The following is a 21,633-nucleotide window of genomic DNA, read 5'->3' as shown; positions in this document are numbered from 1 at the left end:
CAATTCTTGTATGCAAAATTGAGCTTATTTTAACTACTTATTGATAAGAATGTCGGAGGTAAATCAGCTTTCTCTAAGAATAGTTTTCTAGTGGAAGTATGCAACGTGGAGATAAAGTGAAACCTCACTCAGTGGGATTACTTTCTCCTCCACTGAGCGTAGTACCATAAGGAGAGACCCGCAGGCCTTTGAACGAATCGGGCGTTTGACTAGCTGTTAGTTCCCTAATTACAATTCTTGTTTTCTAAATCTCCTTTTCATTAACAGCCAGTTAACCTGCGAAAAAAAATAGCTATGCAGCATAAAACTGCATAGCTATTTACTATGTGACCTGAAAATATCCGGCTAAATGTGAATTCAATAAGAGTATTTTGACGGGCAGGAAAAATAAATACCAAGGTATCGAAAAACTCTTGAACTCACTTTATTATCTTCTATTTCTATTCCGGTTTCTTAAGAATGTTGGAATATCAAGCTCGTCCTCTTCTTGTCTTGGACGTTGGATTTGTTCTCTAGGTGCCTGCTGTTCTCTAGATGATTGCTCTCTTTCTCGTGGAGCTTGCTCTCTTGGTGCCTGTTCTCTTTGTATTGTTTCTTCATTTGTGGCAGCATGCTGTTTATAATTAACCACTGGACGTTGTTGTCTGTGACTGTGTTCAGGTTTCTTCGTAATTTCATCAAAACCTGTTGCGATAACTGTTACAACAATTTCGTCCGATAAGTTCTCATTGATTACAGAACCAAAGATTACATTCACTTCTTTATCAGCAGCAGAAGTTACTAGATCGGCAGCTTCCTGTACTTCATAAAGGCTTAGGTTCGTACCACCAGTAATATTCATTAAAATGCCATGTGCACCATCAATGGACGTTTCAAGTAATGGGGAGGAAATAGCCTTTTTCGCAGCCTCTGTTGCTCTTGTTTCCCCAGTTGCAATCCCAATACCCATTAAAGCAGAGCCTTTATCATGCATAATGGTTTTCACGTCAGCAAAGTCCACATTGATAAGGCCTGGTTTTGCAATCAAATCGGAAATACCTTGAACACCTTGTCTTAATACGTTATCAGCTTCACGGAAAGCCTCTAGCATAGGAGTATTCTTATCTACTATTTCAAGTAATCGATCATTAGGAATAACAATCAATGTATCTACTGCTTCTTTTAAAGAATCGATACCGGAAATTGCCTGCGTAGAGCGTCTTCTTCCTTCAAAAGAGAAAGGTCTTGTTACAACACCTACCGTCAAAGCACCTAAATCTTTGGCTACTTGAGCGATAACCGGAGCAGCACCAGTTCCAGTACCACCACCCATTCCGGCAGTAACAAATACCATATCCGCACCTTGCAGTACTTCTTCAATTTGTTCTTTACTTTCTTCAGCTGCTTTTTTTCCAACTTCAGGATTAGCACCCGCTCCTAATCCACGTGTCAATTTCCCGCCTATTTGAATTTTAATTTCAGCTTTTGAAAGATTCAGTGCTTGTGCATCTGTGTTGACAGCAATAAATTCCACACCTTCAACACCATGTTCTATCATTCGGTTTACAGCATTATTTCCGCCTCCACCAACGCCGATTACTTTTATATTTGCTAGTTCCTCCATATTTGTATCAAACTCTAACATTTTTGGTTCCTCCTAAACTATATGCAAAATCAACCTATTGAAATTTTATTGCTCAATCAAAGAAATATTTAAATAGATTTGCTACTTTTCCAGATTCTTTCTTTTTCTTCTCTTTTGGTTCATGATTTTTTACTTGATTAGAATTTGAATGACGTTTTGGTTTTACTGGTTCATGTGTCTCAGATACCACAGCAGGGAAGAACTCTTTGCCTTGAATTTTTGCATTTTGATAAGCAAATTGCAGTATACCAACCCCCGCGGTAAATTGAGGCTCTCTGACTCCAATATAATCGGGAATAGCTATACGTACGTTAGAATGGAATAAATCTTGTGCCAATTCTAATACACCAGGCATAGCCATTGTACCACCAGTCAATACATATCCACCAGGAAGTTCGTTAAACCCGGCTTTCCTAATTTCTCTTTCGGCAAAGGCATAAATTTCTTCAAGTCTCGCTTCAATCATATCGGCAATTTCCAGCTGATTATAAGTCTGTTTCTGATTACTTCCAATTACAGAGACATCGAAAGTTTCATCTTCCTGTGCATCATCATAAAATGCATGTCCGTAATTCAGCTTTGCATCTTCTGCTTCTTCTGTAGTGGTCCTTAACCCTATCGATAAATCTTTGGTAATATTGTTACCACCTAAACTTAAGACACTTGTAGCTTGCAGCCCATCGCTCTCGAAGACAGATACAGTTGTACAGCCTGCACCAACCTCAATAAGTGCTACTCCCATATTTTTTTCATCAGGAGATAAAGCTATTGTACCTGCAGCAAGGGGCTGTAGACAAATGTCAGCTACTTGCAGATTGGCTCTTTCAACACATTTTAGAATATTATGTAAGACGGTTTTAGAACAAGTAATGATCGTTCCTTCCATTTCTAAACGGACACCAATCATCCCTCTTGGGTCCGTAATCTCATCTAAACCATCTACAATAAATTGTTTAGGAATAACATCAATAATCTCACGCTCAGGAGGGACAGATACCACTTGTGCGCCATCAATCACTCTTTTTATATCTTCATCCCCTATTTCACGGTTCTCGCTTTGTACCGCTACAACACCATGACAAGGTTGAAGACCTATATGACTGCCATTAATTCCAACTACAACACTTTCTATATGCATTCCAACCATTCTTTCTGCTTGCTCAACAGCATTTCGAATGGATTGAACCGTTTGATCTATATCTACGATGGTACCTTTTTTCATGCCTTTTGATTTTGCAGTACCAACACCAATAATATTAAGGGAATCATTTAATACTTCCCCAATAATTACTTTAATTTTAGATGTTCCAATATCAAGACTTACTATTATTTCACTGTTATTCAAAGAAGGCACCTCCAAATTCAGCATACACCTTAGACTTTTGTTAATGTATGCTCAACTACCAATTATTTCTTGAAATAATTACAGCTTTAAAAAGGATTAATACTCTAGTTATTTCAACAAATTAAAGGTATATTCCTTTAATTTTTTTAGAAAACTTGGCATTCGGTCAAGCTCTTGAGCGAATGCCTAGTTACACTAATACCGACAGGAAAGTTTATTCCTTATATCAGCCAATAGAATTCACTTATAAACATTTCGTAATAGATTTCATGAGTATGACCATCAAAAGTAATTATTCTTCCGCTGATTCGTCATCCTCATTAGGAACCTCTTCTGTTTCTGTGCTCTCATTATCAGAGGGAGCGACTTCCTCGAAGGATTCAAAATAGACGCCAACTCCAATATGTATAATCCCTTCCACTTCCGGGTCCAATTGAGACACGATAGATGGATAAACTTCCATCTTTTCCGCAAAGTCACGCATTGTGCCTTCAACAATGTAGCCGTCATTCATGTAAAGGTAAATCCGGTTATTATTGTCCTCTGTAGGACTCCAATGGACCTCAGAAATAAGTTTGGAGATGCTAGATGGCAATTGGTTCAGTTCTGTTGCCATTTTATGTAGATAATCTTCTTCTGTAAAACCTATTAATATAGGTGAACTTCCATTATAAGTGGGATTACCCAACTCTTTTAGAACATGTCCATTCCCTAAAATAGGATAATAATCTCTTTCTACTTTATTGTATCCAACAAGTTCATGCTCCGTTACTTGGATATCTATCGTCCAGGGCAAAGACCTTTTAACCTCAACCTGGTCAATTATAGGGTTCTTCTTAATCGCGCTCTGAATCCCTTCTAAATCCACCATCCACATATTACTATCTGTTGTTATTTTACTCTCATTGATAATAATGTCATCAGCCACATGTATATTTCCAGTTACATTAATCGTTCTTACATGACTTAATGGTGATTGTAAATATACAATAATAGATATTAATAGAAAGAAGATTGATAGATAAAAAACTAATCTGCGGTTTGCTTTTTTCTTACGGGCTTGTTTCAATTTTGGAATTCGATCCTCAATCGAAACAATGTTTTTATTACTCATCCCCATTTCTTCCTTTTTCAAGAATTAAAAGAACAAACGGCAAATGTATGCCGTTTAAATTCAGTTATTTGAATTATATCATAAAACATGATAAAACATATAGTCTCCAATCATTTGTTTAACAAGATTTTTCATAAAAATTCACAACAGTTTTTTCCAATTCATAATCCTACATTTTTGAATAGATACTAATGTTTAATAATATACCCACTGAACAAAGAGTTAAAGTTAATGATGATCCCCCATAACTTAAGAATGGCAAGGTAATGCCTGTAACAGGAATTAATCCAATAACTACACTTATATTGATCATCGCTTGAATAGCAAGCATTGAAACGATGCCTAAGCCAAGTAATCTTCCGAATAAATCAGGTGCTTCCAGCGATATTTTAATTCCTCTCCATAATAATAACAAAAATAAAAATAATACAAGGGAACCTCCAATAAATCCCAATTCTTCCGCTACAATTGCAAAAATAAAGTCATTTTGTGGCTCTGGTAAATAAAAATATTTCTGTAAGCTTTTCCCTAGACCTAGTCCCATTAAACCACCTGGCCCAATTGCGTAAAGAGATTGAATAATTTGGAAGCCATCACCCAGTGGGTCTTCCCAAGGGTTTAAAAAAGCTGTAATTCTATCAATCCGGTACGGGGCAGAAGCAATTAAACCAACTAAGCCAAGAACGCCTAATAAGGCTAGTCCAATAAAATGAGATAATCTGGCTCCACAAACAAATATCATAACCATACAAGATAACACGAGTACCATACCTGTACCTAAATCTGGTTGTAACATAATTAATCCAAACGCCGTAAAAACAAGTAACAAAGAAGGAACAAACCCTTTTCTGAAGGAGGTAATATATTTTTGTTTACTTGATAGAATGCTAGCTAAAAAGATAATAAGCCCTAGTTTCATAAATTCAGAAGGCTGAATACTAAAGGCACCTACTCCAATCCAGCTTTGTGCTCCCCCTCTAACTAAGCCGATACCTGGTATGAGAACAATAATTAGTAATATAAAACAAGTGATTAAGATCAACTTCGAGTATCTTTTCCAAGTACTATAGGGAATAAACATAACAATTAACATAGAGACCACACCAGCACCAGCAAATAATAATTGTCTCTTTAGGAAATAAAAGGCATCATTAAATTTATACTCTGCCCATATATAGGAGGAACTGTATACCATCACTACTCCGATTGTTAATAAGGCGATAATGACGATTAATAACATATAATCAGGTTTACTCTGGTCATTTAAGCGTTTCTTAAACAAAAAAACACCCCTTTATCCAACAAGATAGATAGGGGCAAAATATTTTAAAGATCGTTCAGATATTTCCCAAGCATTTTGAACTATCACATGTTTACAAGCCCCTACTACATTAGTCTATGCACGGCTTGGACAAACATGTCACCTCTTTCTTCGAATGTCCGATACTGATCCCAGCTGGCACAAGCGGGGGACAGTAAGATAACATCTCCTTCATCAGAAACTTGATAAGCCTTTTCTACTGCTTCTTCTACATTTTCTACTATATTAATAGAAGGAATTTCCAATTTTTGGCCTAATGCTTTCAATTTTTCCTTTGTTTCCCCAAACAGTACCATTGCTTTTACATGATTTAAATAGGGTTCAAGTTCATTAAACTCATTTCCCCGATCTAAACCACCAGCCAATAAAATAACTGGTTTTTCAAAAGAGGAAAGTGCCTTCTGTGTAGCAAGAACATTCGTTGCTTTAGAATCATTATAGAATTGACGCCCATTCATATTTGTAACAAATTGAAGCCTATGCTTAACACCAGTAAACGTAGTTAATACTTGCTGAATACTGCTATTATCCACGCCTTGTAATTTTGCAGCAGCAATTGCTGCTAAGACATTCTCTAAATTATGTTCTCCTACTAGAACAATCTTGTCGCGGTCCATTATTTTCTCGCCCTTAAAATAAACCGTGTTTCCTTCCACATAAGCACCGTTCTCTACCTTTTTAGACACAGAGAACGGAACTAAGATAGCTTTTGCATTCTTAACTTCACGCTCTAATATAGGGTCATCCGCATTGTAAACCAAATAATCAGTTTCCTTCTGGTTAGAGAATATATTACATTTAGACATAATGTAATTTTCAAGGGTTTTATGATAATCAAGATGCGCTTCAAATATATTTAGTAACACTGCAATTTTAGGTCTAAAATCGATAATTCCTTGTAACTGGAAAGACGATAATTCTAATACAAGAGTTTCATTTTCCTGTAGATTCTGCGCTATTTCTGTTGCTACAATTCCTATATTACCTGCAACCTTAACTCCTTGCCCATCCTCATTTAAAATGTCTGAAATAAGGGTAGTTGTTGTTGTCTTTCCGTTTGAACCAGTAATACCGACAATTGGGCTTTCTGTTAGACGATAAGCTAACTCAATCTCCGTTATGATTGGAATATTCCTTTTCATTGCTTCTTTAACAATAGGATTATCATAGGGAATACCTGGATTCTTAACCAGGAGATCCATCCCATTTAAAACTTCAAGAGGATGAGAGCCAACAACAGCCTCAGCCCCCATCTTGATAAGCTCCTGAACGACCTCATCTTCTTTATTTGCTTTCATATCATTAACTCGTACATATATTCCGTTTTGTAATAATGCCTTTGCAGCAGCAGATCCGCTTTTAGCTAAGCCTAATACCAGTGCACTATGATACGGAAAATTATTTAGTGTTTTCAAGATAAGCCCACCTCAATATAGATTCCAAGTGCTGCAAATAAAAGTCCAACCAACCAAAATGTAGTCACTACTCTCCATTCTGACCATCCGACTAATTCATAATGATGATGTAACGGACTCATTTTAAACACTCTTTTACCGGTTGTTTTAAAGGATATAACCTGAATAATAACGGATAATGTTTCAATAACAAAAACCCCGCCAATAATAACAAGTAAAATTTCTGTTTTTGTCAGGATAGCAGTGGCAGCAATTGCTCCTCCTAATGCCAATGAACCTGTATCCCCCATAAATACCTTCGCAGGATGTGCATTAAAGACTAGGAATCCAAGAAGCGCACCAACGACTCCTAATGAGAATATTGCAACTTCTGTATGATTTCCAATATAGAGAGAAATAATAGCATAGGCACCAAAAGCAATAGCTGCTGTACCAGCAAGCAAACCATCAAGTCCATCCGTTAAATTTACAGCATTAGAGGAGCCTACTAACATAATTAGAATTAAAATTGCATAGAACCATCCAAAATCAAATTGCAGGTCTGTACCTGGAATTTGAATATATGTAGAAAATCCTTCTGCTCTTAAAATAAAGTAAAAGATAAGTGCAATGACAATTTGCCCTAACATCTTCTGACCTGAAGTTAAGCCTAAATTACGCTTCATTGCTACTTTTATAAAGTCATCTAAGAAGCCTAATAGCCCATAGCCAAGCAAGACAAATATTAGCAGCCAGAACTCATAACCAATATTCTGGCCCAATACTTTAAATCCCATAATTAAGGAAGTAATGACGATGCTTAGAACAATCATAATACCTCCCATCGTTGGGGTACCGGTTTTACTAATATGTGATTTCGGACCTTCTTCTCTGATACTTTGTCCAAATTTCAGCCTTCTTAATAAAGGAATAAAGACTGGAGATATCAGGACAGTTATTAAAAATGAAATTGCAATAGTTATTAGGATAATTGTTGAATTCATTCTTTCCCTCCTCGTACTCTACCGTCATGTATAAAAAATACTATTGTAAGATTTTATTTATGATGGATTCAAATTTTAATCCTCTTGATGCTTTAAATAATAATAAACAATCTTCTCTTAGATACGGTTTAAGTGCATCTACTAACTCTTCCCTGGAATGAAAATGCTTAGCAAGGATAGAGTGATTTGTCTTACTTATTATCTCTGAGATCACGTGGGTATATTCGCCAAGCGTAAACACCGCTGAAACTGGTGCAGTAATTACATCTGCTACAGAGCGATGTAACCGTTCTGCATGTTCACCTAATTCCAGCACATCTCCGAGAATGACAACTCTATCCTTAAACCCGTCCATTTGTTTAACCACTTCAATCGCCGCTTTCATAGATGTTGGAGAGGCATTATAGGCATCATTAATAATAGATACTTGATTCTTCCCTTTTAATAATTCGAATCGCATAGACGTTAATTCCACATTCAAGAGCGCTTTTTTTCTATTTTCAAGATCTACATTTAATTTTCTACCGAGTATTATCGCATATGCCGCATTTTTGGAATGATGCTTCCCGAGAAGTGGGATGGTATACTCTTCGTCGTTTATACGAAACGCGGTTCCTTTTGACGAGATAGAAACGTCCTGGATAATGACGTCATTAAAAGTCCCAAAACCACAAGTTACTACATTTGCTTCATTGTGATGGGTCCTAAGCAGCTCTTCATCTCCATCAATAATTAAAAGCCCACCTTCTTTCAAGCCACTTCTTATTTCAAGTTTTGCTTTAGCAATGCCTTCTCTAGAACCCAAAAATTCTATATGAGATTCCCCAATATTGGTAATGATAGCGTAATCCGGCTTTGCGATTCTTGAAAGTAACTCAATCTCTCCAAAATTACTCATCCCCATCTCCAATACTAATACTTCTGTGTCTCGTTTCATTGCGAGGATAGTCAAGGGTAAACCAATTTGGTTGTTGAAATTTCCGATTGTATGATGTGTTACATACTTTGTTTTAACCATCGATGCAACTAAATCTTTCGTCGTTGTTTTCCCATTTGAGCCCGTAATCCCGATTACAATCGGATTAATAGAATCGCGAAAATGAGAGGCAAGCTGCTGCAGCCCCTCAGTTGTATCATCCACAAAATAAAAAACAGTCTGCTCAGGTACCGATGCCGGTAATTCTCTTGATTTATCCCAGAGTACTGCGACTGCTCCGTTACGTATTGCCTGCTCAGCAAATTGATGTCCGTCAAAATTCTCTCCTACAATAGGGACAAATATAGATTCTTCCACCTTAATTCTGCTGTCTGTATTCACTTCTTCTATTTTAACTTCATTACTAACCGGGCCTTTAAAGTTCGTAAAAAACTTTGATAATTCTTCTGTAGTAAATAGCATATTTATTACTCCCTTGATTTTATTGCTTGCTTTGCAACTTCTCTGTCATCGAAATAATGTTTCGTCAAACCGATTTGCTGATATGTTTCATGTCCCTTACCAGCAATAAGGACGACGTCTCCTTGCTCTGCTTGATGAATTGCTTTATATATTGCCTCTTTTCTATCAAGTATAACTTCATATGCAGTTTGCTTTTTTAATCCATCTACCATTTCCTCAAGAATCCGATAAGGTTCCTCAGTTCGTGGGTTATCTGATGTAAAAAAGGCATAATCTGCATAGCTCACAGCAATATTTGCCATTAGTGGTCGCTTTGTACGGTCACGGTCTCCTCCACAGCCAACTACTACATAAATTTTATTCTCACTAAATTCTTTAATAGTTTGAAGGACATTCTCTAAAGAATCCGGTGTATGTGCGTAATCTACAATCACCGTATAAGGAAGCTCTTCTTCAACTACCTCAAACCTGCCACTTACACCCTCCATACTCTCCAAAGCTAATTTTATATTAGATAAGGATATGTTGGAAGCAATCGCGCACGCTGCAGCAGCTAACATATTATAAACATTAAACATGCCTCTTAATTTGCTGTTTATATCAATATCCCCAATTGGTGTCACTAAAAGAAAAGATGTTCCGCTGGCACCAATATGAATATTCTTTGCTTCCACATCTGCTTTATTCTTACAACCATAGGTTAAAACTGGCTGTGCAGTTACTTTCTTTAATAGGGTTGTTGCTTTATCATCTTGATTTACAATTGCATATCGAGGCTTTCCTTTATTATAGCTATTTCCCAACTGACTGAACAACAGACTTTTTGCCTGCAAATAATCTTCTAATGTAGAATGATAATCTAAATGATCCTGTGATAAATTAGTAAAGACGGCTATGTCATAGTCAGTCCCATAAACTCTTCCCAAATCTAAAGCATGGGACGAGACTTCCATTAAAACATGTTCCACCTTTTCATCAACCATTTTCCTTAAAGACTTTTGTAACTCAAGTGCATTGGGGGTAGTATTCTCAACAGGATAAGTGTCCTCTCCTATCTTCATTTGAATCGTACCAATAACCCCAGTCTTTTTCTTCGCTATCTGAAATATCCTTTCCAGTAAATAAGTAACCGTTGTTTTACCATTTGTTCCCGTTACTCCGATTAGGGTAACTTCGTTGCTTGGATATTGATAAAACTTGGAAGCCAGCATAGCAAGCGCTCTATTCGTATCATTTACAATAATAACTGGTATGTTTGCTGTTACTTTCTTCTGCGAAATAATAGCTGCTGCCCCATTTAATTCGGCGTCTTGTATATAATTATGTCCGTCTGTAGTAAATCCTTCAATGCATACAAATATGTTGCCATCTCTTACTAGACGAGAATCCACTTCAATTCCAGTTACAACTGTATCACTAAGTAGTGCAGTTGTTTGATGGAATGGAATGCTTTTTAATAGTTCTTGTATTTTCATGTTAAACATCCTTTATGCCTTGATGTTTAACATATTATGTAAGTGGCCCATTTTTGGATACTATCCGGCAGTCTTCAAATATAGTTATCTCCAATTACTGACTGGCCAACTTATTAGAAGTACCCTGTATGGAGGTTTCGTCATTATCTGCTGACTTACACTAACAGGGTATGATATTGTACAAATTCGAAAAACATTACCCCAGTAAAAACCTTATAAATTCATCTACTTGGAGTATCACAAGTTGGGAATATTGAACCGGTTTATGCCCCATTCATTATATCAGAAAATCATTCTGTGTCATTACTGATATCATCTCCCAAATAAATTCTTACTGTAGAGCCTTGTTCTAGCTTTGTGCCGGCAGATGGAGCTTGGTCAATAATATATTCTCCTGAACCACTTGTCTCAACGGATAGATTGATTAACATTTCGTTTAACTCACTCGTTGTTTTCCCTATTAAATCAGGAATTTCTACGGCTGGTTGTTCTGGCCATTGGTATTCTTTATCCATTCCGCCCTCTCTTGGCTCGACTTCCATTGCTCTTAAACTATCACCGATAATCGCACCAACTATTGGCGCTGCAACTACTCCACCAAATTGGATGGTATTTTTTGGATTGTCTACAGCAACATAAACAACAATTTCTGGATCATCTGCAGGAGCGAACCCTATAAAGGATACTACATAATTATTTTCAAGATAGCCTCCATGCGGCCCTACTTTTTGGGCTGTTCCTGTTTTTCCGCCAACTCGGTACCCTTCAACATAAGCTGATCTACCTGACCCTTGTGCAACCACGCTTTCTAAAGCATAACGAACTTCCTTAGATGTGGATTCAGAGATGACTCTTTCTTTTAGCTTTGGCTCCCTTTTCTCCACTATCTGTTCTGTTTGTGGATCAAGCCACTCTTCAGCTATATATGGTTCATACAGATATCCACCATTAACTGCTGCTGATACCGCCATTACTTGTTGAATAGGCGTAACAGAAACGCCTTGACCAAAGGCGGTAGTTGCTAATTCAACTGGACCTACATTCTCTGGGCGAAAAAGAATCCCACTTGCTTCTCCCTGAAGGTCAATCCCTGTTTGCTCTCCAAAACCAAATGCATCGATATATGAAAATAATTTTTCAGTTCCAAGCTTCTGACCTAAATTAACAAAACCTGGGTTGCATGAGTTTTGCACGACTTCCAAATAGGTTTGATGCCCATGCCCACCACTTTTCCAGCAATGAATGGTAGCACCCTCTACCTTAATTGAACCACCGTCATGAAATTCATCCTCTCGCAAATCCACCATATCTTCCTCTAGCGCAGCAGCGAGGGTAATGATTTTAAATGTTGAACCCGGTTCATACGTACTCCATATAGGTAAATTACGATTAAAGACAGATTGATCTACTTCTTGATAATTTTCTGGATTAAAATTAGGTCTGGAAGACATCCCCAGGATACCACCGGTTTTGGGGTTGACAGCAATCGCCAAAGCAGAATCGGGATTATATTTTGAGGCAGCCAAATCTAATTCTCTCTCGATAATCGTTTGCACCTTTGAATCAATGGTGGTTTTTAAATGAAGTCCATCTTTTGGGGGATAATAGACATCTGCTAGGGTTTCCAATCTTCTCCCCTTTGCATCCGAATAAAAGGACAAGCTCCCTTTTTCCCCACTTAACATATCGTCATAGAATAGCTCTAGTCCCATCAACCCCTGATTATCTATCCCAGCAAAGCCTAGAACATGGGAAAGGTCATCTCCAAATGGATAATGTCTTCTTGAGTCTTTAGATAGATAAACTCCTTCCATATTTAAAGTCCGGATAGCAGATTCTTGATATGGGGATATTTTAATTCCTTCTGGCCTAATATTCACACTGGATTTACTTTGTGTAATAATTCCCTTCATTTCTTCAACGGACATTTCTAACACTTTTGCTAATTTCTCTGCAGTTTCATCTGGGTTTGTAATTTGTCTTGGAACGACAACAATAGATGGAGCAGTTACATTTTCAGCAAGTGCCTCCCCATTTGCATCCAAAATCAGGCCACGTTCTGGCTCAAAAACAATATCCCTAGTCCATAAATCAGTAGCTTGTCCAACCAATTTATCCCCTAAGAAAAATTGGACATATCCTAATCGTATATCAATAATTACGAAGATAAGGATTGCAAAAAGAAAAACAGTGACGATTCGTTTTCTAACAGTTACAGCTGATACACGCTTCATTTTCATCCCCTTTTCATAGGTAGGCTTGTATCAACTATATGTTGTTAAGAAAAAGAATAGAACACTGCTTCTTATAGAAGGGAAATTGCTCAAGATTCTTGTTCCGTTCCTTCTTCGGTTTCAGTATCTTGATCGTTCGAATTCGGCGGCTGTAGTTCCACCCCTAAATAATCCCCTTCTTGAAGATTCGCACCTTCTTGTACACTTTGTGTAGTGACATATCCATTACCAAACGTTTCAATTTGCAGATTCATTAGATCGGCTAATTGCATGACCTCTCTCATCGACCAACCTAATATATTCGGCATAGAAGGCTTATCAGTAATCAATATAATTCTCTCTTGAGATAGAATTTCTTCACCTGCTTGAATATTAGATGCTGTAATCTTCTCCCCATTTCCTATTAAGGTTACTTTTGCACCATTCTTTATTAACTCTTCCTGAGTAGATATTGCATTCTTACCGATCAATTCAGGTACTTTTAACAAATTGGTTTCCTCTTTAGGCTCTTTATCAGGATTAATATTTAAATAATGCAAGCTATTCTCCATTACATTCTTAAATATAAATGAGACTGGATCCGAACCTACTTGACTACTTTCTAATTCTGGCTGTTTAACTGCTACATACATAATTAGTTGTGGATCTTCAATCGGAGCCATACCCAAAAATGAGAAAACATAATTCTCTCTTCCTGTAAGGTATCCACCCCCATTAGGATTTGGGATTTCAGCTGTACCAGATTTCCCGCCAGCAGTATAATCTTCTAGTTTGAACTTCTTACCAGAACCTACCTCACTATTAACCACTGAATCTAGCAGTTTTAACATATGATCAGCAGTTTCTTTAGATATTGGTTGACCTACTTCTTCTGGTTTATTTTCTTCTATGACTTTCCCAGTAGAAGAATCTACTATCTTATCAATTACATATGGCTTTACCATCTTACCGTCATTTGCTACTGCAGTAGCAGCCTTTACTAACTGAATAGGCGTAAAAGTAGAACCTTGACCAAATGAGGTCGTAATTTTTTCTAAAGGCCAATTGTATAATATCTGTCCTGCTACTTCTCCAGGCAGATCAATACCTGTTTTTTTATCTAAGTCAAATGCTTGTAAATACTCAAGGAATTTCTCTGTTCCTAATTTTTCCCAGACAAGCTTGGCCGACGCAACATTAGAAGATCTAGCAAATCCCTCATCGTAAGAGATGACACCAAAACCGCGTCCGCTATTATAGTCACGAACGGGATTAATAGCTTCGTTTGCTTGGTAAGTTCCGGACTGGTATTTTTCGTTACCATTATATACCCCTTCTTCTATAGCTGCTGCCCAGGTAATCATTTTGACAGTGGAACCTAATTCAAAAGGACTAGAAATGACATCATTATACCAATTCTCTACGTTTTCAGGATTATTCGGGTTATAGCTTGGTCGATTCCCCATCGCTAATACCTCACCTGTTTTGGGGTTCATTACGACTGCAGTCAATCGCTTAGGATTATATTCCTTTTGTACCTGAGTAAGAACATCTTCTACTAGCGTTTGGATCTTTTGATCAATAGTTAAATAAACATCATCCCCGTCCTGTGGCTCTCTTACCACTTCATTGGGATCTAGCAGTCGGTTATTATACTTATCTCGTTGATAGGAAATATAGCCGTTCTGACCTTTAAGAATCTCATTCATTTCTTTTTCAATTCCAGCTATGCCGTTAATTTCCCTGACTATTTCTCCTTCTACCTCTGTTTCTGTCTCTTGAGCAAAGCCAATGATTTGAGAAGCAAACATTGCATTTGGGTAATATCTTAAGGAGTCTTCTTCAAAATTAATTCCTGGAAGATTCAATTCGAGGATTTCATCCCGGGTTTGTTTCGATAGATCTTTTCCCGCATTTCCAAATTCAACTTGGAATCTCCCCTCAGCAATTCCACTTTCAAGTTTATCTTGTATTTCATTCGCTTCCAATCCAAGATACGGGGCTAATGCTTCAGCAGTAGCGTTCGGATCTACTACATGCTTAGGTTCATCAAGTCCTTCAGAATATGCCTCGTCGACTATTGCATAAATACGATAGACGGGCATGTCGTACGCTAAAGTCATTCCATTATTATCGTAGATTTTTCCTCTTTCTGATTCTAAAGAATACGCAGCAGTACGTTTTTGGTCAGCGAATTCCTCTAATGATACTCCTTGCACTTCTCCTGTTGCTTGAATATACATAAATCGGCCTGCAAGAATGACGAAGAGGACAGAGAAAAGAATAATGAGAACACCCGCCATAAAGTGGGTGTTTTTGTTTTTCCTCATAATGACCACTCCTGAACTAGTTGTTAAAAGTTTGTGCTTGTTTCACTTCTGCCTGTTGTATTTTCAGCCCGTTTTGCTTTGCAATTTCGATGATTCGTTCAGGACGACTTAATTCCTTTTTCTCAAAGATAAGACCTTCATTCACTACAACCTGTGTTTTAACATTTTCCTCCAATGATTGCAGTTCTCGGTTTAAAGAGTCATTTAAGGAGGAATATGACACGATAAATATGCCTGCAACGATCATAGCAGCGAATGTGAATGAATAAATTACTTTTTCTCCCTTAGTAATCCATCCAGTTTTTCGCGATTTTTTAACCGCATGCTGCTGTTCCTTTTTTGGAGATTGTTTTGGATTTAATTGCTGCCAGTTGCGAGCATAATCTGCACTCATCATTTATTCCACCCTTCTTGATATATAAATTCTTCATTCCACGGTTTAACCTTTTCTACAATTCGTAATTTAGCTGAACGGGAACGGCGGTTTTCTTCTAGTTCTTCATTCCCTGCAACTATCGGCTTTCTTGTTACCAGATGAAACGGAGCTTCGAACCCTTCAGGAATTATCGGTAGATTCTTTGGTGTTTCTTTATTAGTACTCCATTTTTTAAATGCTTGCTTACAAATTCGATCTTCAAGCGAATGAAACGTGATTACTGCTATTCTTCCATCCACATCAACAACCCTACCTGCCTGATGTAGTGCATCATTGAAAGCTTCTAGTTCATCATTAACGGCTATTCGAATTGCTTGAAAGATGCGCTTTGCGGGGTGTCCCCCTTTTCTTCTAGCAGGGGCAGGAATAGCTTCTTTTATAATTTCTACTAATTCTTGAGTTGTAAGTATTTCCTTCGTCTCTCTGTACTTTTCAATATTCCTTGCAATTTGCTTCGAGAATTTTTCTTCTCCATATTTAAAAAAGATAGAAACCAGTTGATTGTATGACCAGGTATTTACAATTTCAAATGCAGTTAGATCGCTTGTTTGATCCATTCTCATATCCAGCTTTGCCTCTTGATGATAACTAAAACCCCTTTCCCCTCTATCTAACTGCGGGGAAGAGACACCTAGATCAAACACAATCCCATCCACTTTCTTTATATTGTGTTCCGCAAGTTTTTTCTCTAAATTTCTAAAATTAGAATGGATAAAGAGAATCTCCTTGTCATATGAGGACAATCTTTCTTTAGCAGCTTCTAATGCATCTAGATCTTGATCAAACGCAATTAACAAACCGTCGTTACCTAATCTGGAAACAATCTCCTCTGAGTGGCCGCCAGCCCCTAAAGTACAATCTATGTACGTACCATTCGGCTTAATATGAAGTCCTTCAATTGTTTCTTCTTTTAATACACTGTAATGTTCAAACATGATAGACACCCACTTTTATTATTCTAGAGCGAACCATTAGATATCAAAATCCATTAGATTCTCAGCTATTTCAGCAAATGATTCTTCAGATTCATCAACATATGTTTGCCAGCTCTCATTTGCCCAAATTTCAATACGATCGGATACACCAATGACTACACATTCCTTTTCTAAATTAGCATAGGTTCTAAGCGCTTGTGGTATATTTATTCTTCCCTGCTTGTCCACTTCGCATTCTACTGCTCCAGAAAAGAAAAAACGTGTAAATGCTCTAGCATCCTTTTTTGTTAGTGGGAGCTTTTTCATCTTTCCTTCCAATACTTTCCATTCTTCCATTGGATACGCAAACAAGCATTTATCTAATCCACGGGTGACAACAAAAGATTCTCCAAGTTCTTCGCGGAACTTCGATGGAACAATCATTCTGCCCTTCGTATCAATATTGTGATTGAATTCCCCCATGAACATCGATTATGCGCCCCACTTTCATGATTTTATATTACCACATCCCCCCACAATTCACCACCTGAATAACAAAAAAATTTTTCTAATGAGATTAAGTCCATATTTTAAACACAAAAAAAGCCGCCAATCCAACGATTGACAGCTCTCCTACTTCAGGTGGTGGAAAGTGGTGGGAAAAGTTAAACTTCATTCAGTGGGGGGCATTTCTTCCTCCTCACTGAATGAAGTTTAACGAATCGGGCGTTTACTTTCTTTTATTCTTCTCTACTTCTCGAAGGGGCTTACTTCCAGCTAAGGAATATTTTAAATATGAACCACATAGTGATCCTCCATAAATGAACATGGTGCATGTATCGTTTGATGAACAAATGCTACCCCATATTGATTGATGAGTGGAAGAGGATTCCATATTCTCTCCTGTAAACCAGCAGGTCGTAAAGCAAGCTGTATGCCTTTTAGGTCATTTAATTCTTTTGCATATTTTTCTTCAACCGCCTTGTTCATCCTTTTTTCTAGAAATTCCACATCTCGCATTAAATAGGTTAAATTCTTTTCACTCAAATCTCTAATATCCGAACGTATATCACTAGCTACTTTGCGTAGAGGAGCATGAGCTTTCTCAATTGCTTTTTTCAAATCGGCAGCTAAGTCTTCAATTGGTGGATTGCTTTTACTTTTAATCCACTCTTCTTTGAATTCATTCAACCCTTCGTTTATTGCTTCGTCTACTGTTATCTTATATTTTTCCAATCCTTTATTAGTAGTACTATCTAAAAATGTGAAGGATAACCTAGGAACAACAGGAGGCATCTTTACTCCAAGAGTATGAAAAGCAGTTTTCAAGCCAGCCCAATAACTAATCTCACCCGGCCCACCAATAAATGCTAAAGTTGGAAAGATTAATTCTTGCATAAGAGGGCGTGTAACAACATTATTACTTAGTTGTTCTGGGTGATCTTTGGCGATTTGAATGATTTCCTCAGTAGTAAATTTAACCTCTTGTTGTTTTCCGACCCAGTCACCATTCTCATCTCTCATAAGCAGTATTCGTTCCTGCCCCTTATGATAAAACAAATTCGCCGCATTTTCCTCTACATCTAAAGGTACTGTATACGATTTTTCACCCAATCGCTTTAATGTCGATCGTACCTCATTTGTAATTTTTTGCTGATTTTCAATCATCTGCAAAAAGAAGGATGATTCTAAATTCCTTATAAGCGGATGAGCTGAGTCCACTAATACCAGTCCGTATTCATCAAATAATCTAAATATTAAACGAGCAAAAAATTCTGTATATGTATTGGATTGACTCAAACAAGCCTCTGTTACTTCATGTAATTCTTTCGTATATGCTGTTTCTTGAAGTTCGATGAATATCCTGTTTAACCAGTTCTTCACTTCCTCTTTATCCATTTCTATATGGGAAACAGAACTCTTTTGTTCATTTTGCTGTGACACTTTCCATTTTTTCATTTCATTAGAGTTACGCAAATATATATGGTTGATTTCATCAAAATCATGATCCTCACCAGCAATCCAGAAAACAGGTATGACAGGAATATTCAGTTCTTCCTCCTGTTGTTTAGACAACTGAATGATAGATATCACTTTGTTAATGGTATAGAGAGGACCAGTTAACAATCCAGCTTGTTGCCCGCCCACTACAACTACACTATTACTCTCTTTTAGTCGGTTGATGTTTTCCAAGGTTGAAGCAGGAGCACTCCACTCTTTATTTATTTGATACAACACATCGGCTAATTCAGTTCGTTGAAATGATTGCTTATATAAATCATTGACCCTTTCTTCAAAACCATCAAAAGGTAGGTAGTCAAAAAAATCCTTTATATCTTTATTATTACTTCGATAATCACTTATTAACTTACTTTGATTCGTTAACCTTACAGGGTCAATTCGCATCATATTCATGCTCCTTTATCCATTTCTCATTTACCAGTTAGTATTGTACCTAAATTTCTGCTATATTTCATGTTATCTGTTTATGATGGTAGATTGATTATACAATATGCTGTACAACCCCTATCAATAACAGCACAAAGTAAAGAAAAAAATACAGCAGAAAATGCATTCTCCATGCTATTTTTAAGGTTTTTCTTAATTGAACCTCCATCTTCCACTTCCACCCGGCAGTAATAATTAAGGCAGATACAAGCAGAAAGAATAATAACATAAAGCTTAGGAAGCTTTTTCCAAATATAATCATACATTCAATAGCGACCGCTAAGATATACAAGATGGTTGTCCAGTTGACAGCAGAATGAACCGCTCTTCTACTCGTACGATATATTTTCCGCGAAATAATATAGACAGTCATTGTTGCCACAACCGGTACCGTTATAAAAAAAGCGGTAATATAAACAATAAAATCAAACATAACTTCTCTCTTCCCATCATATCATCTTTATGTATTGCGGATTCAAATTTTGAGTGAACAGTGTCTAAACATTTACTTTCAAAATGTATATATTACAGAACCTTTGGAATTCCGTTATATTCACTTTTGTTTAAAAATTTCCATTTTTATATTATAATAGAGTAAGGAAATCGTTTCTATTAATAATATACTGTTTCCTTCTATTTGTGTATAGAGTATTAATTAAACACCAATGGGGAGGTATAACATGATTAAAGTAGAAAGGCTATTAATCAATTATAAGACCTTAGAAATGTTTAAACGCTTTAAAGAATACGGACATCAAGAATTGTCCATGCTGGAAGATTTACAGAATAAGATTGTAGAAAATAACAGTGAGTCTCCTTTTTATGGCATTTATTATGGTAACAATTTAATAGCTAGAATGAGTTTATATGAGATTAATAAAAAATATGATTATTATTTTGAACCGCAACAGGATTATCTTACTCTCTGGAAATTAGAAGTCTTGCCTGATTACCAAGGAAGAGGCTATGGTAAAAGATTAGTTGAGTTTGCAAAGGAATTTCGTTTGCCGATAAAAACCAATCCACGTATTAATTCTCATGGTTTTTGGGAGAAGATGGGATTTCAGAAAGCTCATTATGAAATGGAAAGAGACTTAGGTGAGAATCCATTAATTTGGTTACCAGAGGGAGTACAGGAAAAAGAAATCATAAAATAAAGGGGAACCTCACTGATGGAGAGAGTTCTCCATCCCCTACTAAGTGTTAGTACACAAGGATATGAGTATGCGTCCCTTAAGCGAATCGGGCATTTGACTTGCCTTAGTCCTTCACTTATTAATCTTGTATTTTTTTCACCTCTTACGACTAACAAACCATCCATACGCAATCTTTCCTAGCAAAAATGCTTATTATGATACAGGACAAGTGTTTCCGACAGCCAATTAAAAGAGAAAGCAGAGCTTTATAAAACCTAAAATACTTATACTGAGAAAACACAAAAGACATGAATGCCAAACTATCATTCATGTCTTTCCCTTTCAATCTATTCTAGTAGACTTGACCCATCCCCATAACTTCCCCATTTCTTCCCACGCATGGTCGTAGCGTTTCAATTCTTCCTTAAGTTTCTTATTTTCTTCCTTCAGTACATGGACTATTGCATCGTGCTCTTCCTTTGTCAAACTATTCTCATATTGAAACTTCGCTTTCATTTTTTCTAATAAGACGATTGCAGATTCGATCGTATCCTTTTCTTCATAACCCGTTTTAACAAGTTTCCAAACATCTTTTCTCGAGCCTTGCTTCCTTTCCTCTTTGGCAAGCTGGATAGCTTCCTGGTATTGTTTTCGTATTGTAGCATTCCAGCGGAAACCACAAGCAGCTGGGGTACGTGACAGCTCAACTGCTACTTCTTTAAATGCTTCTAGTTGCGTTTTACCTTCTCTAATATAGCGAAGAACGGTTTCAGCCAAAATAACATCTTCATCTTTAGTCCAAGCATCTTGACGTGTTTCGTTCATAACACCCCTCCTAATATCTTTGCTATCAATGTATGCTTTAAATAGGAGTGCTAGAATAACAGTTTACTTATTTACGCTTTAAAAATTTCCGGACTGCTTGCTTATGACTTGGAGAATCCCATAAAGATGCAGAGTTTTTTACTTCACTTTCATTCTTTCTAATAGCATTTCTAACTGTAATTTATCCATATATTGCTTTTTTAATAGTCGCATTTAATCATAGCTTTTATTTAAATAGGGTTTCAGTATTTCTTGTAACTTCCATTCATCTTCGTAAATCTGGTGAATTTAGCACAGCATATTTAATTTCTTTCTCCATACTACCCCACTTACAATTCTTATATTCTACTTGAATTCTTGTTAAGGAGCTTACAGGTAGTTAACCTACGATAAATGCATCGCAATTAATTAAATATTCATTTATCTATATGTAATAAAAAAACAGACCACATAGATGTGACCTGTTTGTTACACGTTTGATTAGTTGTTGACAACTTCTTTACCATCATAATGTCCGCAAGATTTGCAAACGTGATGTGGTTTAGCTAATTCTCCACAATTTGAGCATTCTACCATGCCAGGTACGTGTAATTTTTTATGAGTACGACGTTGGTTTTTCACTTTTTTAGACGTTCTTCTTTTAGGTACTGCCATG

18 protein-coding genes are annotated in these 21,633 nt (G+C 36.8%); 1 reads left to right on the top strand and 17 read right to left on the bottom strand.

The genetic code is table 11. From position 1 onward, the window contains the following. Window positions 1-427: 427 nt before the first annotated feature. The 15 genes from ftsZ to D8M04_RS10225 form a co-directional block, all read right to left on the bottom strand. Window positions 428-1,624: a cell division protein FtsZ gene (ftsZ, locus tag D8M04_RS10295; protein WP_121522827.1), complete on the bottom strand. Its 1,197-nt coding sequence runs from the start codon at window positions 1,622-1,624 to the stop codon at window positions 428-430. 52 nt (window positions 1,625-1,676) lie between these two features. Next, complete coding sequence (ftsA, locus tag D8M04_RS10290; RefSeq protein WP_121522826.1) at window positions 1,677-2,969, bottom strand: cell division protein FtsA; 1,293 nt, start codon at window positions 2,967-2,969, stop codon at window positions 1,677-1,679. Window positions 2,970-3,261: 292 nt separating this feature from the next. After that, window positions 3,262-4,083: a cell division protein FtsQ/DivIB gene (locus D8M04_RS10285; RefSeq protein ID WP_121522825.1), complete on the bottom strand. Its 822-nt coding sequence runs from the start codon at window positions 4,081-4,083 to the stop codon at window positions 3,262-3,264. A gap of 169 nt (window positions 4,084-4,252) precedes the next feature. Further along, on the bottom strand, window positions 4,253-5,323 hold the full coding sequence (spoVE, locus tag D8M04_RS10280; RefSeq protein WP_121523141.1) for a stage V sporulation protein E: 1,071 nt from the start codon (window positions 5,321-5,323) through the stop codon (window positions 4,253-4,255). Window positions 5,324-5,469: 146 nt separating this feature from the next. Beyond that, complete coding sequence (murD, locus tag D8M04_RS10275; RefSeq protein WP_121522824.1) at window positions 5,470-6,819, bottom strand: UDP-N-acetylmuramoyl-L-alanine--D-glutamate ligase; 1,350 nt, start codon at window positions 6,817-6,819, stop codon at window positions 5,470-5,472. Then, window positions 6,816-7,802 (bottom strand): phospho-N-acetylmuramoyl-pentapeptide-transferase, encoded by a 987-nt coding sequence (gene mraY, locus D8M04_RS10270; RefSeq protein WP_121522823.1) that lies wholly within the window; start codon window positions 7,800-7,802, stop codon window positions 6,816-6,818. Before mraY ends, murD begins: the two co-directional genes overlap by 4 nt. A 40-nt stretch (window positions 7,803-7,842) precedes the next feature. Continuing rightward, window positions 7,843-9,201: a UDP-N-acetylmuramoyl-tripeptide--D-alanyl-D-alanine ligase gene (locus D8M04_RS10265; protein WP_121522822.1), complete on the bottom strand. Its 1,359-nt coding sequence runs from the start codon at window positions 9,199-9,201 to the stop codon at window positions 7,843-7,845. A 5-nt stretch (window positions 9,202-9,206) separates the two neighbouring features. Then, window positions 9,207-10,676 carry a UDP-N-acetylmuramoyl-L-alanyl-D-glutamate--2,6-diaminopimelate ligase gene (locus D8M04_RS10260; RefSeq protein WP_121522821.1) on the bottom strand — a complete coding sequence of 490 codons (1,470 nt, stop codon included), beginning with the start codon at window positions 10,674-10,676 and terminating at the stop codon, window positions 9,207-9,209. Between the two features lie 290 nt (window positions 10,677-10,966). Continuing rightward, window positions 10,967-12,910 (bottom strand): stage V sporulation protein D, encoded by a 1,944-nt coding sequence (locus tag D8M04_RS10255; RefSeq protein WP_121522820.1) that lies wholly within the window; start codon window positions 12,908-12,910, stop codon window positions 10,967-10,969. Window positions 12,911-12,999: 89 nt separating this feature from the next. Beyond that, on the bottom strand, window positions 13,000-15,219 hold the full coding sequence (locus tag D8M04_RS10250; protein WP_121522819.1) for a penicillin-binding protein: 2,220 nt from the start codon (window positions 15,217-15,219) through the stop codon (window positions 13,000-13,002). A gap of 16 nt (window positions 15,220-15,235) precedes the next feature. After that, complete coding sequence (gene ftsL, locus D8M04_RS10245) at window positions 15,236-15,613, bottom strand: cell division protein FtsL (protein ID WP_121522818.1); 378 nt, start codon at window positions 15,611-15,613, stop codon at window positions 15,236-15,238. Continuing rightward, on the bottom strand, window positions 15,613-16,590 hold the full coding sequence (gene rsmH, locus D8M04_RS10240; protein ID WP_187695436.1) for a 16S rRNA (cytosine(1402)-N(4))-methyltransferase RsmH: 978 nt from the start codon (window positions 16,588-16,590) through the stop codon (window positions 15,613-15,615). Before rsmH ends, ftsL begins: the two co-directional genes overlap by 1 nt. 36 nt (window positions 16,591-16,626) lie before the next feature. Then, on the bottom strand, window positions 16,627-17,058 hold the full coding sequence (mraZ, locus tag D8M04_RS10235) for a division/cell wall cluster transcriptional repressor MraZ (RefSeq protein ID WP_121522816.1): 432 nt from the start codon (window positions 17,056-17,058) through the stop codon (window positions 16,627-16,629). 300 nt (window positions 17,059-17,358) lie between these two features. After that, window positions 17,359-18,978 (bottom strand): bacillithiol biosynthesis cysteine-adding enzyme BshC, encoded by a 1,620-nt coding sequence (gene bshC / locus D8M04_RS10230; RefSeq protein WP_246001176.1) that lies wholly within the window; start codon window positions 18,976-18,978, stop codon window positions 17,359-17,361. Between the two features lie 94 nt (window positions 18,979-19,072). After that, a complete protein-coding gene (locus D8M04_RS10225) occupies window positions 19,073-19,450 on the bottom strand; it encodes a DUF3397 domain-containing protein (RefSeq protein WP_121522815.1) in 378 nt (125 codons plus the stop codon). A gap of 247 nt (window positions 19,451-19,697) precedes the next feature. Here D8M04_RS10225 and D8M04_RS10220 point away from each other — a divergent pair, with 247 nt between their 5' ends. Beyond that, window positions 19,698-20,174 carry an N-acetyltransferase gene (locus D8M04_RS10220; protein ID WP_121522814.1) on the top strand — a complete coding sequence of 159 codons (477 nt, stop codon included), beginning with the start codon at window positions 19,698-19,700 and terminating at the stop codon, window positions 20,172-20,174. Between the two features lie 321 nt (window positions 20,175-20,495). Here the strand turns inward: D8M04_RS10220 and D8M04_RS10215 are convergent, their stop codons facing one another. Next, the gene (locus D8M04_RS10215) at window positions 20,496-20,978 is read right to left on the bottom strand and encodes an RsfA family transcriptional regulator (protein WP_121522813.1); all 483 of its coding nucleotides are present in this window, start codon (window positions 20,976-20,978) and stop codon (window positions 20,496-20,498) included. A gap of 480 nt (window positions 20,979-21,458) precedes the next feature. Next, window positions 21,459-21,632: a 50S ribosomal protein L32 gene (gene rpmF / locus D8M04_RS10210; RefSeq protein WP_085992486.1), complete on the bottom strand. Its 174-nt coding sequence runs from the start codon at window positions 21,630-21,632 to the stop codon at window positions 21,459-21,461. Window position 21,633 lies beyond the last annotated feature (1 nt).

The sequence above is a fragment of the Oceanobacillus piezotolerans genome (assembly GCF_003665065.1).
Lineage (GTDB): Bacteria > Bacillota > Bacilli > Bacillales > Amphibacillaceae > Oceanobacillus > Oceanobacillus piezotolerans.
The sequence above is the reverse complement of the archived record's forward strand: the minus strand, read 5'-3'. Positions and strand labels throughout refer to the sequence as shown.

Coding starts and splice junctions, on each gene's coding strand:
- ftsZ (WP_121522827.1), bottom strand. CDS start 1,624: ATGTTAGAGTTTGATACAAATATGGAGGAACTAGCAAATATAAAAGTA.
- D8M04_RS10285 (WP_121522825.1), bottom strand. CDS start 4,083: ATGAGTAATAAAAACATTGTTTCGATTGAGGATCGAATTCCAAAATTG.
- spoVE (WP_121523141.1), bottom strand. CDS start 5,323: ATGTTATTAATCGTCATTATCGCCTTATTAACAATCGGAGTAGTGATG.
- mraY (WP_121522823.1), bottom strand. CDS start 7,802: ATGAATTCAACAATTATCCTAATAACTATTGCAATTTCATTTTTAATA.
- D8M04_RS10265 (WP_121522822.1), bottom strand. CDS start 9,201: ATGCTATTTACTACAGAAGAATTATCAAAGTTTTTTACGAACTTTAAA.
- D8M04_RS10260 (WP_121522821.1), bottom strand. CDS start 10,676: ATGAAAATACAAGAACTATTAAAAAGCATTCCATTCCATCAAACAACT.
- D8M04_RS10255 (WP_121522820.1), bottom strand. CDS start 12,910: ATGAAGCGTGTATCAGCTGTAACTGTTAGAAAACGAATCGTCACTGTT.
- D8M04_RS10250 (WP_121522819.1), bottom strand. CDS start 15,219: ATGAGGAAAAACAAAAACACCCACTTTATGGCGGGTGTTCTCATTATT.
- ftsL (WP_121522818.1), bottom strand. CDS start 15,613: ATGAGTGCAGATTATGCTCGCAACTGGCAGCAATTAAATCCAAAACAA.
- rsmH (WP_187695436.1), bottom strand. CDS start 16,590: ATGTTTGAACATTACAGTGTATTAAAAGAAGAAACAATTGAAGGACTT.
- mraZ (WP_121522816.1), bottom strand. CDS start 17,058: ATGTTCATGGGGGAATTCAATCACAATATTGATACGAAGGGCAGAATG.
- bshC (WP_246001176.1), bottom strand. CDS start 18,978: ATGATGCGAATTGACCCTGTAAGGTTAACGAATCAAAGTAAGTTAATA.
- D8M04_RS10225 (WP_121522815.1), bottom strand. CDS start 19,450: ATGTTTGATTTTATTGTTTATATTACCGCTTTTTTTATAACGGTACCG.
- D8M04_RS10220 (WP_121522814.1), top strand. CDS start 19,698: ATGATTAAAGTAGAAAGGCTATTAATCAATTATAAGACCTTAGAAATG.
- D8M04_RS10215 (WP_121522813.1), bottom strand. CDS start 20,978: ATGAACGAAACACGTCAAGATGCTTGGACTAAAGATGAAGATGTTATT.
- rpmF (WP_085992486.1), bottom strand. CDS start 21,632: ATGGCAGTACCTAAAAGAAGAACGTCTAAAAAAGTGAAAAACCAACGT.